The 15,622-nt window shown below is 38.1% G+C and carries 15 protein-coding genes; 2 read left to right on the plus strand and 13 right to left on the minus strand.

All coding sequences use genetic code 11. The features are described from left to right. Window position 1 precedes the first annotated feature (1 nt). Both J0L69_01710 and lysS read right to left on the minus strand, forming a co-directional pair. The gene (locus J0L69_01710; GenBank protein MBN8691877.1) at window positions 2-532 is read right to left on the minus strand and encodes a hypothetical protein; all 531 of its coding nucleotides are present in this window, start codon (window positions 530-532) and stop codon (window positions 2-4) included. 4 nt (window positions 533-536) lie between these two features. Continuing rightward, window positions 537-2,081, minus strand: coding sequence for a lysine--tRNA ligase (gene lysS / locus J0L69_01715; protein MBN8691878.1), 1,545 nt, complete (start codon window positions 2,079-2,081; stop codon window positions 537-539). A gap of 131 nt (window positions 2,082-2,212) precedes the next feature. Here lysS and J0L69_01720 point away from each other — a divergent pair, with 131 nt between their 5' ends. After that, window positions 2,213-3,538 carry a deoxyribodipyrimidine photo-lyase gene (locus tag J0L69_01720; protein ID MBN8691879.1) on the plus strand — a complete coding sequence of 442 codons (1,326 nt, stop codon included), beginning with the start codon at window positions 2,213-2,215 and terminating at the stop codon, window positions 3,536-3,538. On the opposite strand, the gene J0L69_01725 is transcribed toward J0L69_01720, so the two are convergent. From J0L69_01725 to J0L69_01775, 11 genes are all read right to left on the minus strand, one after another. After that, window positions 3,535-4,779, minus strand: coding sequence for a GTP-binding protein (locus J0L69_01725; protein MBN8691880.1), 1,245 nt, complete (start codon window positions 4,777-4,779; stop codon window positions 3,535-3,537). The two genes, J0L69_01720 and J0L69_01725, sit on opposite strands and share 4 nt — an antisense overlap. Window position 4,780: 1 nt before the next feature. Then, window positions 4,781-5,689 (minus strand): sulfate adenylyltransferase subunit CysD, encoded by a 909-nt coding sequence (cysD, locus tag J0L69_01730; protein MBN8691881.1) that lies wholly within the window; start codon window positions 5,687-5,689, stop codon window positions 4,781-4,783. Between the two features lie 79 nt (window positions 5,690-5,768). After that, window positions 5,769-6,464 (minus strand): phosphoadenylyl-sulfate reductase, encoded by a 696-nt coding sequence (locus J0L69_01735; GenBank protein MBN8691882.1) that lies wholly within the window; start codon window positions 6,462-6,464, stop codon window positions 5,769-5,771. A gap of 37 nt (window positions 6,465-6,501) precedes the next feature. Continuing rightward, window positions 6,502-7,668, minus strand: a complete 1,167-nt coding sequence (locus J0L69_01740) for an aminotransferase class I/II-fold pyridoxal phosphate-dependent enzyme (GenBank protein MBN8691883.1) — start codon at window positions 7,666-7,668, stop codon at window positions 6,502-6,504. A 1-nt stretch (window position 7,669) separates the two neighbouring features. After that, window positions 7,670-8,083, minus strand: coding sequence for an OsmC family protein (locus J0L69_01745; GenBank protein ID MBN8691884.1), 414 nt, complete (start codon window positions 8,081-8,083; stop codon window positions 7,670-7,672). Between the two features lie 34 nt (window positions 8,084-8,117). Further along, window positions 8,118-9,128: an NAD(P)/FAD-dependent oxidoreductase gene (locus J0L69_01750; GenBank protein ID MBN8691885.1), complete on the minus strand. Its 1,011-nt coding sequence runs from the start codon at window positions 9,126-9,128 to the stop codon at window positions 8,118-8,120. 2 nt (window positions 9,129-9,130) lie between these two features. After that, complete coding sequence (locus tag J0L69_01755; protein MBN8691886.1) at window positions 9,131-10,600, minus strand: TSUP family transporter; 1,470 nt, start codon at window positions 10,598-10,600, stop codon at window positions 9,131-9,133. 3 nt (window positions 10,601-10,603) lie between these two features. Next, window positions 10,604-11,374, minus strand: coding sequence for a uroporphyrinogen-III C-methyltransferase (cobA, locus tag J0L69_01760; GenBank protein MBN8691887.1), 771 nt, complete (start codon window positions 11,372-11,374; stop codon window positions 10,604-10,606). A 145-nt stretch (window positions 11,375-11,519) separates the two neighbouring features. Further along, on the minus strand, window positions 11,520-13,646 hold the full coding sequence (locus tag J0L69_01765) for a HEPN domain-containing protein (GenBank protein MBN8691888.1): 2,127 nt from the start codon (window positions 13,644-13,646) through the stop codon (window positions 11,520-11,522). Window positions 13,647-13,925: 279 nt separating this feature from the next. Continuing rightward, on the minus strand, window positions 13,926-14,375 hold the full coding sequence (locus J0L69_01770) for an Rrf2 family transcriptional regulator (protein ID MBN8691889.1): 450 nt from the start codon (window positions 14,373-14,375) through the stop codon (window positions 13,926-13,928). 46 nt (window positions 14,376-14,421) lie between these two features. Further along, entirely contained in the window at window positions 14,422-14,976 is a 555-nt protein-coding gene (locus J0L69_01775) for a hypothetical protein (protein MBN8691890.1), read from the minus strand. A 132-nt stretch (window positions 14,977-15,108) separates the two neighbouring features. Between J0L69_01775 and J0L69_01780 the strand changes: the two genes are divergently transcribed. Further along, window positions 15,109-15,621 carry a gamma carbonic anhydrase family protein gene (locus J0L69_01780; GenBank protein ID MBN8691891.1) on the plus strand — a complete coding sequence of 171 codons (513 nt, stop codon included), beginning with the start codon at window positions 15,109-15,111 and terminating at the stop codon, window positions 15,619-15,621. The last annotated feature ends 1 nt before the right edge of the window (window position 15,622 follow it).

Consider the following 15,622-nt stretch of genomic DNA (forward strand, 5'->3'; position numbering starts at 1 on the left):
ATTACTTATCCTTATAAATCAAAAGATTAATAATTCCCTTTGTTGGAGTACTGTTATCAGATAAAGAAACTACAAACGGCTTACGTTGTCCTTCAAAACAATTATAAACTACTTGTCCCTGGTCTTCCATCGGATTCGGTAATTTCTTCTCGTAATAATCTTTTAAGTCGTTAAATATTTTTGAACCAACATCCGGATCATTACAATTTACCTGTACACTAATTTCTTCCAAACTATCGTTCAGCAAAGTATATTCGATAGAATAATTGGTTAAGCTATCAATGGTGTACTCAAAATACAATCGATCTTTATCGGCTTCTACGGCCTGTTGCTTCTCCAGTTTTTTAATAGAATCGGCTTTACTGTTAAGGTTAATGCCACGAATAACACCATCATTCGTTTTTATGATTTCATCTAACGACACATGGTATTGCGGGAAAACACGCGGCTTGGTTTCAACAACCTGCTTTGGGGTGTTGTTGCAAGCCCACAATAACAATACGCTAAAAACTATTAAAATTATCCTTTGCATAAATTTATTTTGTAGCCTCTTCAGTGGCTGCTTGTTCTTTCTTTTCAGGGCGCATGGTTGGGAACAACAACACATCTTGAATAGATGGTTGATTGGTCATCAACATACACAATCTGTCAATTCCGATTCCAATTCCCGCGGTTGGAGGCATAGCATATTCCAATGCGCGTAAAAAGTCATCATCGATATACATCGCTTCATCATCACCACGCTCCATCAATTTCACTTGCTCCTCAAAACGCTCGCGTTGATCTATCGGGTCGTTAAGTTCGGAATATGCGTTCGCAATTTCCTTACCGTTTATCATCAATTCGAAACGCTCAACCAATCCCGGCTGACTGCGATGCTTCTTTGTAAGCGGACTCATCTCTACCGGATAATCAATAATAAAAGTTGGTTGAATAAAATTACCTTCGCATTTCTCTCCAAAAATTGTATCAATCAGTTTTGCCTTGCCCATACTGTCATCAATGTCCAACTTTAACTGCTTGCAGGTAGCGCGGAGTTCCGCTTCTTCCATTTTACTCACATCAATTCCGGTGTGTTCCTTAATCGCGTCGTAAATAGAAATACGTTTGAATGGCGCCGCAAAGCTGATGGTTTTATCTCCCACCTGAACATCGGTAGTTCCGTGTAAGTCTAAAGCAATTTTCTCAAGCAATTTCTCTGTTGTATTCATCATCCAGAAATAATCGCGGTAGGCCACATAAAATTCAAGAATGGTAAATTCAGGATTATGTGTGCGGTCCATCCCCTCGTTACGGAAATTACGACTGAACTCATACACCCAATCAAAACCACCAACAATTAAACGTTTTAAATAAAGTTCGTTCGCAATACGAAGGAATAATGGAATATCTAATGCGTTATGATGCGTAACAAACGGTCGGGCTATTGCTCCACCCGGAATCGTTTGCAATACCGGTGTATCTACTTCCAACGCACCGCCTTCATTTAAAAAGTTGCGGATAGTGTTTATTAATTTTGTACGAAGCTCAAATGTGTGTTTCACTTTTGGATTGATAATTAAATCCACATAACGCTGACGGTAACGAAACTCAGGGTCTGTCACTTCATCAAATGAATTTCCATCTGCATCCGTCTTTACAATCGGCAATGGCTTCAATGCTTTACTGAGCAATTTGAATTCAGAAACGTGAATGGAAATTTCACCGGTTTTTGTTGTGAACACGTAACCCTTTACACCAATTATATCACCAATGTCGAGCAATTTTTTCCAAAGAACATCATATAATGTTTTATCCTCGCCCGGACAAACCTCATCACGCTTAATGTATACTTGAATACGTCCTGTTGCATCTTGTAAAACAGCAAACGCAGCTTTACCCATGTCGCGCACACTCATGATGCGGCCGGCTAACGAAATATCCTTATAATTTAATTTATCACGCTCGTAATTTTCCTTAATATCAGCAGCGTTTACGTTAATGGCAAACTCTTCGGCAGGATATGGCTCAATGCCAAGGTTCCTGATTTCTTTCAGTTTTTCTCTTCTTAATAATTCCTGTTCGCTTAATTCCTGAATCATAGTATAAAGTACTTTTGGTGCAAAATTAAATTAAATAAATACCTGTAAATAAGGTTGTTAGTATAAAATAATAAATCTAAAAAACTTTTTAAGTATTTGATTGTTAAATAATTATTACACCTCGAAGGATTATGAAAGAGACCGTCGGCATATTTTGGTTCAGAAGAGATTTACGTTTAAACGACAACGCAGGCTTGTTTCATGCGCTCAAATCGGGTTATAAAGTGCTGCCGGTTTTTGTTTTTGATACAGACATACTTAATAAACTCGAAAATAAAAAAGACAGAAGGGTAGACTACATTCATCAAGCCGTAGAAAAACTGAGTGAAGATTTAAAAGAACTGAATTCAGGAATTAAAGTCTATAACGGTGAGGTCGGTACGGCATTTAAAGACTTAATCAAAAAATATTCCATTCATGCTGTTTATACCAATCACGATTATGAACCGAATGCCATTGAACGTGATGAGGAGATTAAACTTCTGTTGCAAAACAGCGGAATAGAATTTCATACATTTAAAGACCAATGCATATTTGAAAAAAGTGAAGTGGTGAAAGATGACGGAACGCCTTATTCTGTTTTCACGCCCTACAGTAAAAAATGGAAGCAAAAATTTACCGGCTTCTATGCAAAAGCCTATCCGAACAAAAAACACTTCAAAAACTTTTTGAGTTTCAAAGCTGAACCCATTCCTAGTTTAAGACAAATTGGTTTCGAGAAAACAGATTTATCATTGCAATTACCAAAAATTGACACACTACTTCTCAAAAAATATAAGGAGCAAAGAGATTTTCCTGCCATCCATGGAACATCCCGTATCAGTATGCATTTAAGATTCGGGACAATAAGTATCCGTGAAATGGTGAGGCTCGCCATCAATAACAGCGAAACCTGGTTGAACGAGTTAATCTGGAGAGATTTTTACATGATGATTTTATCGCATTTTCCTCATATTGTTAATGGCGCTTTTAAGAAAGAGTACAACAATATTGAATGGCGACATGATGAAAAATCGTTTTTAAAATGGTGTAATGGTGAAACAGGATTTCCTATTGTAGACGCAGGCATGCGTGAATTGAACGCAACAGGTTTTATGCACAACCGCGTGCGCATGATTACCGCGAGCTTTTTAGTTAAAGATTTATTGATTGATTATAAATGGGGAGAGGCGTATTTCGCTGAAAAACTCAATGATTTTGATTTAAGCGCGAATAACGGTGGATGGCAATGGGCAGCAGGATGCGGCGTGGATGCCGCGCCTTACTTCAGAATATTTAATCCAACAGAGCAACAAAAACGCTTTGATCCTGATTTTGCTTATATCAAAAAATGGATCCCCGAATTTGGTACTGATAAATATCCCAAACCTATTGTGGATCATGCTGCCGCTAGAACCCGTACATTAGATGTGTATAAAAAATCATTGTCCGAAATCAGACAGCTGACTTTGCTTTAATCAATGGTTCCCGCCGCAACGGTGTTGTTAGTGTTTTCGTTAATCAGAATAAAAGAACCCGAAGAACGGTTTTCTTTATAGCTGTCAAAGCTAATTGCTTCAGCCGTTTTGATTAACACTTTACAAATATCATTGAGTTTCATACCGCCATCACTTTCCTTTTGCTCGAAAGTATGTATGTCAATGTGTGATTGGATTTCTTTCACAATTGCTTTTGTGCGAAAACTATTTTGCTGCAACAGTAATTTTTGACCTGGTACGAAGGCGGCATTATCCATCCAACATAAAGTGGTTGTGATTTCTTTTTCTGTTTTTGGTAATTGCTCATTAGGAACAATCGTACTGCCTCTGCTAATATCTACATCATCTTTTAAATGAATGATAATCGGATCGTCTACTTCAGCAACTTCAATTTCTTTCTGATGCTTTTCAATTTTATCAATCGTAGTTTCGATTCCTGAAGGAAGAACAATTACCTTTTGACCTTTCTTATAAATGCCACTCGAAACTTTTCCTGCGTATCCGCGGTAATCGTGCAAGTCGTCGGTTTGCGGACGAATAACGTATTGTACCTGAAAGCGCGAAGATTCACTTTTGTTTGCTTCATGTATAGTTACTTCCTCCAAAAACTGTAATAAAGGTTTCCCCTTATACCATTTCATTTTCTCAGAAGCATGCACCACATTATCTCCCGCCAATGCGCTGGCAGGAATAAAAGTAATTTCCTTTAGGTTTAATGGTTTCGCAAAGCTTAAATAATCAGCTTCGATTTTTTTATACACCTCTTCAGAATAATCAACCAAGTCCATTTTATTAATGCACACCAATACATGAGGAATTCCCAGAATAGAAGAAATAATACTGTGGCGCTTGGTTTGATCCGTAATTCCGTTTCTTGCATCCACTAATATAATGGCAAGATCCGCGTTGGATGCGCCGGTAAACATATTACGCGTATATTGAATATGTCCGGGAGTATCGGCTATAATAAATTTCCGTTTATCGGTACTGAAATATTTATAAGCCACATCAATGGTGATGCCCTGTTCACGCTCGGCACGCAAACCATCCGTTAATAATGCTAAATCTATATCAGCATTAACGCCCGTAGTTTTACTTTGCTTCGTTAATGTTTCGATGATGTCGGTTGAGATGGATTTGCTGTCGTATAATAATCTTCCAATCAAAGTGCTTTTTCCGTCATCTACATTTCCTGCTGTGAAAAACCTTAATAATTCCATGTTAAAAATATCCTCCTTTCTTGCGGTCTTCCATTGCCGCTTCGCTTATTTTGTCGTCCATTCGCGTTGCGCCGCGCTCACTTATTTTTGCTTCTTTAATTTCGTTGATGATGTCGTCTAAAGTATGTGCTTCGCTTTCTACGGCGGCCGTACAGGTCATATCACCTACAGTTCTGTAACGTACTTTCTTTGTTACAATTTTGTCTGTAGATTCTAATTGCAAATAGTGTGAATTAGCCATGAGCTGTCCGCTTTCAGTTATTACACACTCGCGCTCATGCGTAAAATAAATGCTTGGCAATTCTATGTTCTCGCGCTTGATATAATTCCAAACATCGAGCTCTGTCCAATTGCTAATCGGAAATACGCGCACGTTTTCACCCTTATTGATTTTTCCGTTATATATATTCCACAATTCCGGACGTTGCTTTTTAGGATCCCACTGACCAAACTCATCACGTACTGAAAATATTCTTTCCTTGGCTCTTGCTTTTTCTTCATCGCGACGAGCCCCACCGATACAAGCATCAAATTCAAATTCTTCAATCACATCTAACAACGTATATGTTTGCAAAGCATTCCGGCTTGGAAATTTTCCTTTGGCATCTTGTAACTTTTTAGCTTTAATGGTGTCTTCAACTTTTCTAACAATTAAGTTCTCGCCCAACTTAGTTACTAAATTATCTCTATAATCCAGCGCCTCAGGAAAGTTATGACCTGTGTCTACGTGCACTAAAGGAAAAGGAAATTTTCCGGGACGAAAAGCTTTTAATGCTAAATACACTAAACAAATACTGTCTTTTCCGCCACTGAATAACAAAGCCGGCTTTTCAAATTGTCCGGCCACTTCGCGCAAAATGTAAATCGCTTCCGCTTCTAACTGATCTAAATAATCTTTTTGTGTGCTCATTTCTTTTCTCATTTCAAGCCTAAAGGCTTATTTTCTTTCTATATACTTTCCCCACCCTGAAGGATGGGGCTGCAGTGAACTAACTGTGTAATCCGCATTCCTTTTTTGAATTATCTTCCCACCACCATCTTCCTGCCCTGAAATTTTCTCCTTCTTTTATTGCTCGGGTACAAGGCTGACAACCGATGCTGATAAACCCTTTATCATGTAGAGGATTGTATGGGATATTAAATTGTTTAATTACTTTTTTTACATCCTCCATACTCCAATTTAATAACGGATGTATTTTAATAATCTGATTGCTTTCATCCCACTCTACTATTGGCATATCGTTCCTTCCTTCTGAATGCTCTGCACGAATTCCTGTTATCCAAATTGTTTTCCCTTGCAAAGCTCTCTTCAAAGGTTCTACTTTTCGGATGAAGCAACACTCTTTTCTATTCTCCACACTATCATAAAAACTGAATGGTCCTTTTTTTGTCACCAGCTCTTCCACTTTAGCTGTTGCAGGAGAAAATACGTGAATTGGTTTTTTATAGCGGTTGAGTGTGCTGCTTAAAACCGAATACGTCTCAGGAAATAATCGTCCTGTGTCTAAAGTAAAAACAGAAATATTTAAATCATGAGTAAAAATAAAATGCGTTATCACCTGGTCTTCGTAACTCAAGCTGGTAGAAAACACTATTCTCTCATTATGCAATGCAGCAATGGTTTTGAGAATGTCTTCTGCATTCTTTCCTTTTATTAACTCTTCTATTTCTTTTACTCTGTTCATTTTATTTTCGCTTCAACAAGCTCTACAACGATGTCTATTATTTTAATGCTTGTTGAATGTCGTTTAAAATATCTTCCTTGTTTTCCAAACCGATAGAGATACGGATTAATCCGGGCGTAATGCCAACTGATAAACGCTCCTCTTCGCTTAACTTACAATGTGTGGAAGAAGCAGGATGCGTTGCAATACTTCGTGCATCACCAAGGTTAGGAGATATTTTTATCATTTGTAATTTGTCTAAAAACTTCTTCGCTGCTTCGTAGCCGCCTTTAACTGTTATTGTGATTATTCCTCCTCCCAATTTCATTTGCTTTTTTGCAATGTGATGATGAGGGTGTGATTTTAAAAACGGATAGGATACGTTTTCCAAGGCAGCATTCTTTTCCAAAGCTTCCGCTACATATAAAGCGTTCTCGCAATGACGCTCCATGCGAAGTGCCAATGTTTCTAAACTTTTACTTAATACCCATGCGTTAAACGGACTTAATGAAGGACCGGTTAAACGGCCGTATAAATAAATTTCCTTTATCAAATCCGCTTTACCCACAACAACTCCACCTAACACACGACCTTGTCCGTCCATATATTTTGTTGCAGAATGCACAACCAAATCAGCGCCCCATTTAATGGGCTGTTGCAAATACGGCGAGGCAAAACAATTATCAACGATTAAAAGTACTTTATGCTTTTTAGCTACTGCAGCTACAAATTCCAAATCCATTAATTCGATGGCCGGATTTGTAGGCGTTTCCAGATAAATAAATCGCGTCTCAGGTTTAATGAGTTTCTCAATATCGTTTGGGTTATTAATATTAAAATAAGAATACGAAATATTGAGCTTAGGAAAATATTTTGTGAATAGCGCGTGTGTAGCGCCAAACACAGAAGAACAAGAAACAACATGGTCTCCTGATTTTAGCAAGGCCATAAACGTTGTATATATTGCGGCCATTCCGGAAGCCATTGCAACGCCGGCTTCAGCACCTTCTAATAAACAAACCTTATTGACAAACTCGCTGTTATTTGGATTTGTATAACGCGAATAAATATGCGCATCGGTTTCTTCATTAAAAGCTGCACGCATGTCTTCTGCCGTATCAAACACAAAACTACTGGTTAAATAAACCGGAACAGAGTGCTCATTATTTTCACTACGTTCTAACTGTGCACGAATGGCATTGGTTTCAAAGTGTTTCTTTTCCATTTTAATTCACAGTTAATTTATAAGTAATGTTTGATGTTGGTTGCAAAATTTTTGATACTGAACAATATTTATCCATTGATAATTTTACCGCGCGATCCGCTTTGTCATAATCTACCTGGCCCATGATTTTAAAATGCAACACGATGTTTTTCCAAACAGAATGATCTTCTACTTTTTCTTTTTCGCCGTCTACTTCCACCTCAAAAGATTCTATCACCTGCTTTTGCTTTTTTAAAATTAAAATGACATCAATAGAACTACATCCGCCAACAGCGGCCAGTAACATTTGCATCGGACGAAATCCTAAATTATTGCCGCCAATATCGGGTGAGCCATCCATTTGTAACACTTCGCCGTTTTCGCCACGGGCTTCCATGTGAAAATTATCATTTAATCGTTTAATATTTACTTTCATAGTGCTTTTAAATTAGTTCCATAAAGGTACAAAATCAGAACTCATTTACACCGTTCACCGTCGTATATTTCATAGTATATTTTACGCCGGGATTCAAGTATTTGTAAATACTGTGACTCGCTAAGGCCGCCTCATGAAATCCACAAAGAATAAGCTTTAACTTGTTCTTGTATGTGTTTATATCGCCAATGGCCCAAACACCTTCCACATTTGTACGATAATCCTCTGTATTCACAAGAATGGCATTCTTATCAATCTCTAATCCCCAATTTTCTATAGGACCGAGTTTCGGACTTAAACCAAATAATGGAATTAGATTATCTACACTCACTATATGTTTCTCGCCCGATTTTGCATTTACGATTCCAACTTCCTGTAAATATTCATTTCCTGAAACGTGCGATAAATTACTGTTTAAATGCAGTTTTATTTTTCCTTCCTCGGCCAATTTTAATACTTTATTTACGCTATCCGGTGCTCCGCGAAAAGATTCACTGCGGTGTACCAGACTCACTTCGCTTGCCACGTTTGATAAAAAAATAGTCCAGTCCAATGCGCTATCGCCGCCACCAGCTAAAACAATTTTTTTATTACGATACGCTTCCGGATCAAGAACCATGTAAGAAACACCTTTGCCGTTTTCAAATTTTTCTAAACCCTCTACTTCCGGCTTACGAGGCTCAAAACAACCTAAACCTCCGGCTATGATAACGGCACGTGCATTAATCTTAGTTCCCATGTTTGTAGTAAGAATAAAATCACGCTCTGCGATTTTATCAAGCTTTTCAACTCTTTCACCCAAAGTAAAAGTTGGTTTAAAAGGCTCTGCTTGCTTCAATAAATTATCTACCAGCTCTTGAGCTAGAACGGTCGGATAACCCGGAATATCATAAATGGGTTTCTTCGGATAAATCTCCGAGAGTTGTCCGCCTGCCTGAGGTAAATAATCAATTAAATGACAGCGCATTTTTAAAAGGCCTGCTTCAAAGATGGCAAAGAGACCAACTGGTCCTGCTCCGATAACTGCTATATCTGTTGTAATCATAATTAAAAAAATAAACGTTTTAAACTAACTATTATCACCACTACCCCAACCAATATCATGATGGCTTTGGTAGGAATTTTATTGGCGAGATAAGCGGCAATTGGCGCTGCTATTACTCCACCAATAATTAATCCGACAATTATATACCAATGGGTTAATCCAATGAGTGTGAAAAATGTAATCGAGCTCGCGAGTGAAACAAAAAACTCCGTAAGGTTCGCAGAACCTATGGCATACTTTGCGTTTCTTCCGCCGGCGATTAATGTGGATGAAACGATGGGCCCCCAACCGCCGCCGCCAATTGAATCCAAAAATCCACCCACCGCTGCTAAAGGAAAGATACGTTTAATCTTTTCGCGCACTTTGTCCTTTTTCAATGCTTTAAAAATAATCAGCAAACCCAAAATCAATGTGTAAATAGAAACAAGAGGCTTGATGATGTAATTGTATTCTTCAAAAGAGGTTAAAATGTACGCGCCTAAAATAGCGCCAAGCACACCGGGTAATAATAAATTGCGAAACAATTTTGTGTTCACATTACCAAACTTTAAGTGCATGAGTCCGGAAACACCGCTCGTGAAAACTTCAGATGCGTGCACGCTTGCACTTGAGGCAGCGGGAGGAACTCCTGCGGATAAAAGAAAAGATGTGGCAGTTACGCCGTATGCCATGCCTAATGCACCATCAATCATCTGCGCTGTAAATCCTGCCAGGATAAAAATCAAAATATCGGAATGAATGTTACTAACTAAGGTAACTGCGTAGTCGTTTATTAATTGCGGCGGTAAAAAATGATAAAGCAAATATCCAACCAAAATTAATACAGGAGCCGTTAAACTATAAATCCAGATTCTTTGCTTGCTGATTTTTGGTTTTACATGAATGCTCTCCTTGGTTAAAACGGATGTTATTTCATTCAACTGCTTTACTTTTTCAGAAAAATCACCCTCCAAATATTTTCTGATTTCGACTAAGTTTTCAACGGCATCATTAATCTCGTTTGGAAGTGATTCATCAAATGTTTCGCGCAAACGCTTCGCCAAGGTTGGTGATTTACCATTGGTGGAAATGGCAATTTTTACATTTCCTTTCTGTACAATGGAGCCTAAGTAAAAATCACATTGCTCCGGTGTGTCGGCCACGTTCGCAAGAATTCCTTTTGCTTGTGCCAGTTGTTTTATTTGCAAACTGGTTTCTTTATTGTTAATGGCTGAAATCAAGAGGTCGGTGTTTTCCAAATCAGATTCTACAAATGAACGCTGATGTATTTCGAGGTTAGAATTCGTGTGCGCCAATTTTTTAATTTCATCACTCACGTGTGTTCCCACTAATTTTATTTTTGTAGCAGGACTATTATTGATGACCGCGGTTACTTTTTCATGCGCCACTTTTCCTCCGCCAATAATAAGCGCCCTAAAGTTTTCAAGCTTTAGAAATACAGGGAATAATTTGTTATTTACTTCTACACTCATAAACTAGTTCAACACATAGTTTTGTTCGTTCACCAATAGGTCATAATACTTGTGCAGCTTAACCACTTCTCCGATTACAATTATTGCCGGGGACTTAATGCCTAAGTCTTTTACCTCCTCCGCAATTGTGTCAATGGTTCCAATCGCAACATTCTCTGTTGGCAAGGTGCCGTTTTGAATAACAGCCACCGGTGTTGTTATTTTACCTGCAGACTTAAACACCTCAGCAATTTCAGGAAGCTTATTCAATCCCATTAACACCACAACTGTTGCGTTTGATTTCGCAGCGTCATAAATGTCATTCGATAATTCTCCACTTTGCGTAGTGGCTGTAATCACCCAAAAACTTTCGCTCAGCCCTCTGTGCGTAACCGGAATTCCGCTGGCTCCCGGAACACCAATAGAACTGGAAATGCCGGGAACAATGGCTGTTTCAATATTAAAAGCTTCCGCGTGTTGGATTTCTTCACTACCTCTTCCGAACACAAATGGGTCGCCGCCTTTTAATCTTACTACACGTCCGTGTGTAAAAGCAAAATCAACAATTAAGTTATTAATTTGCTCTTGTGTATACGTGTGTTTGCTACTTCTCTTCCCAACATAAATTTTCAACGCGTCAATTGGCGCGTACTTTAATATTTCTTTGTTGACCAAAGCGTCATAAAGCACAACATCTGCTTCACTTAAAGCGTTGATCGCTTTTACGGTTAATAATTCAGGATCGCCCGGACCCGCACCTACTACAGTTAATTTTGGATATATTTCCTTTTTCATGATTTCAATTTTTATAATGAGTTATTTATTTAAGTGGTTTTTTCCTCCTTTAAACAGCTCATTATAATGGAGGAAATATTACAATGAGCTTTGCATTATCATACAGCAGCAACAATACTCGTACTTGATGTATATTTTATGTTTCTTATGCATGTTCAACAATTTCTTTATTTGATTCACGATAATTCTTTACGTCATTAAAAAATTTCAAGGCTTCTGAAAAATAACTTGAAGCAAAATTTTGAGAAGGCTCCGTTTTATTTATTTGCAACACGATATCCTTAAAACTTTTTCCTAATTCAAACTTTCCCGTTGCAACAAAATGGGTGTCGAAATCATTAATTAAGGTATGGTGAGTATTCACATGCAAACCGGCGTCTAAGAGAATGGCTTTAGCAGCTTGTATGAAAACCGAATAAGAATCATAAATACTATCACCATAGTTTCCGGCCTTCAGATTATTCAAGCTATAGCTAAGTTTTTCTTCAGCTTCCAAAAATAAGGTCTGCACCAAATCAATAATTACGCCAGCGCATTCTCCAACACCGATGGCTGTTTGGAATTTTTGCTCTGATCCCCAGTCGTAATACTCTTCCTCTTTTAAGTTGGAATTATCCGCCAATGGTTTCAGTAACTGATAAAAATAATCCTTCCCTTTTCTGTCGAAATAAGAATTAAAATATTCTCCTTCAAAAGCGCCTTCTTCAAAATCATTAAACAAAGTACGCAATACATCAGGCGCGCGCTTTGACGCGACTTTAATTATTTTTTCAGCGATTCTTCCATTTCCATTGCCTAAAGTTCCTCCACCTAATAAAACCTGAACTGCAGGAATCACATTGGTGCCTACTTTAAAAGAAGATCCATGAAATCCAATTTGCGCCAACCCGTGTTGTCCGCATGAATTCATACAGCCGCTGATTTTTATTTTGATGTCATGATTATAAATGAGTTCGGGGTATTCTTCATAAATGACCTTTTCCAACTCCACTGAAATATTCGTGCTGTTGGAGATGGCGAGATTACACGTGTCTGTTCCAGGACAAGCTGTTATGTCGCCAACAGAATCAAAACCCGGCGTAGCGAGATTTAATTTTTTAAGTTCTGCATACAAAAAAGGTAATTCCTCTTTGGATACGAACTTCAGCAAAAAGCCTTGATTAATCGTAATACGAAAATCTTCACTTAATGCATAGGTATCAATAATACCCGCGAGCTCACGTGCATTAGCAGAAGAAATATTTCCAAGTAGAACTTTTATGTAAACACCGTAATAGCCGTTTTGCTTTTGTGCGAACGTATTAGTGCGTAACCATTGGTTATATTTAAATTCATCAATAGCAGGACTTACACTCGGTAATTTGTTTTTAAACTGAAGGATGGTTTCTGATTGTGTTTTATCAATTGCATACACTTTATTCAGAACTGCGTTTTCCTCTTCCTTCACTAAATTCAAGAAAGCCTCTATTCCGATTTTATTAATTAAATATTTTAGTCTGGCCTTGTGACGGCTTACTCTTTCTCCGTGACGATCAAACACACGCACTACGGCTTCAACAAAAGGAATTAAATAATCCTCATGTAAAAAATCATGCGCGGTTTGCGCCACAAAAGGTTGTGCGCCCAATCCGCCACCAACCAAAACCTTAAAACCTCTTTGCTTTTTTGCATTTAACTTTGGAATGAATCCGAGGTCATGAATATAAGTTACCGCTGTATCCTTTTCATTATTGGAAAATGCAATTTTAATTTTTCGGCCAAGTTCCTGTCCGAATGGCTTACGCAGAAAATAACTGAACACGGCGTGCGCATAAGGAGAAACATCAAACAATTCATTCGGATCAATACCGGCTTCGGCGGAAGCCGTTACGTTTCTTACGGTATTGCCGCAAGCTTCACGTAAAGTGATTTCATCTTGTTCAAGCTTTGCCCACAGCTCCGGTGTTTTATCTAAACTTACGTGGTGGATTTGAATATCCTGTCGCGTCGTTAAATGTAAGTTGCCATTAGAATATTCGTCGCTGATGGCGGCGATGCGGCGAAGCTGTTTGGTTGATATTTTACCAAACGGCAATTTAATGCGGATCATTTGCACACCTTGCTGACGCTGTCCGTATACGCCACGCGCTAGACGGAGGCTTCTGAATTTTTCTTCATGAATTTTTCCCTCCCTGAACTCACGGATTTTCTTATCGAGTTCGATTATATCTTTTTCAACCAGAGCTTTGCCGCTGTGATTTACTAATTCTAATTCTGTTCTGAAACTTTGCATTTTGTTATTCTTAATTGTTTAAAATAAAAAACCCTTCTCGTTTTAGGCGGAAGGGTTTTAATTACCAAATAAACACTAAATACGTATTACTTCCGCTTAAACGACATCCACATCTTGCAACACATCATGTTGGAAGAGATTGATAGTATATGTAAGCGATTGTTTTTCATATTAACGGCACAAAGTAAAATCAATTTTTTTAAGCCTGCAAGAAAAAATGGCATTATTTTCTATTCTCCTATCGGATAAATAGGATATAATGGTCTGGAAAGCCCGTTTTTACTGCAATCCATACTTTTTCATGAGCTTCTTTTCACGCTTTAAAATATCTGACAGACTCGTTTTGGAAAGGATTTTTATGCTGGCCTCACGTACTTCCAGCACCACATCGCGTAAGCCGCAAGTCTCCTCATCCTTACATTCTTCGCATCTTTCATAAAAATTTAAACTCACACAAGGTAATAACGCAATTGGTCCGCCCGTTGAGCGAATGATTGTACTCAGCATAACTTCCTCCGGGTGTTTTGTAAGATAGTATCCCCCCGTAGGGCCCATTTTACTTTTTACTATTCCCTGATGGCGTAACTCCAATAAAATTGCTTCCAGAAATTTGCGGGGAATTTTTTCAGTCTCCGCAATTTCTGAAATAGCAAGCGGCTTTAATCCGTTATAATTCTTCGCTAAAGCCAACAAGGCTTTGATAGCGTATTTTGATTTCTTAGGTAACATATATTCTGATTACCCAAATATACTACTTATTAGGTAGGATATAAAATCAGTTGAATTTTTTTAATCCCACTCTTATACCAACGTTAGCGGTTACCAAAGGATTGCTTCGGCTATCCATAAACATTTTATTAATCACTACGTTTGCACTGGGATAAAACACGCTGAAGAATCCCTTTTTAGCAAAGGGTTTAAAGTTATATCCCACTTCAAAACCTAATCCGCTTCTGTGAAAAATATTTCTTTCCATTCCCATCACTGATTCAACTGGATGGTGCATATAAGTATGATGGGCGACTTCATGATGATGCGCAAAACCTCCTCCCACAAACAAACCGAAATCAAAATTATAACGATAATGAATATTAATGGGTCCGCTTATTTCCATGTTACGGAAATTATATACCTCACGAACGCGTATATCGATGCTGCTGTTTTTGTTTAAGAACACTCCTATGGCTCCACCAACACCGGCAACGGCATCGGATTGCTGCACGCCCCCGCTTATTGTTCCCTCTAAATAAATTTTATGATTGTTGTTTTGAGCCTTAACGGTTTGCACAATTATCATTGTACATAACACGATACTTCTTGTCGTTTTCATACGTATATGGTTTTAGAAGTAAACGTGTTTTCATAGCTGTTTTGAACCTTTCTTATTCAACTATACGGCCAACAAATATAAATGGTTGGGTGATAATTATAAAAAAACGTTAATTTGCATAAAACTATTTTTATGTCAGTAATTCTTCCGGTGAATGGTGTTAGTCCGAAACTTGGACTTAATTGTTTTGTAGCGCCAAATGCAACTATTGTTGGTGATGTTATCATGGGCGACGATTGCAGTGTTTGGTTTAATGCCGTTGTGCGTGGTGACGTGAACAGTATTAGAATTGGTAATAAGGTAAACATTCAGGATGGTGCGGTTTTACATTGCACCTATCAAAAAACAAAAGTTCACTTGGGTAATAATGTTTCGATTGGACACAATGCCATTGTACACGGTTGTACGGTTCACGATAATGTATTAATAGGAATGGGCGCCATAGTTATGGATAATTGCGAGATTGGAAGTAACACCATTATTGCGGCCGGTGCAGTTGTGACTGAAGGAACGAAAGTTCCGAGTGGTTGCATCTTTGCGGGAGTTCCTGCCAAAAAAGTAAAAGATATCTCCGAAGAATTAATAAGCGGTGAAATAGACAGAATCGCCAACAACTATTTAATGTATAGCAGCTGGTTCAAATAAT

It is taken from the genome of Bacteroidota bacterium, assembly GCA_017303905.1.
Taxonomy (GTDB): Bacteria; Bacteroidota; Bacteroidia; order B-17B0; family Aurantibacillaceae; genus JAHEYG01.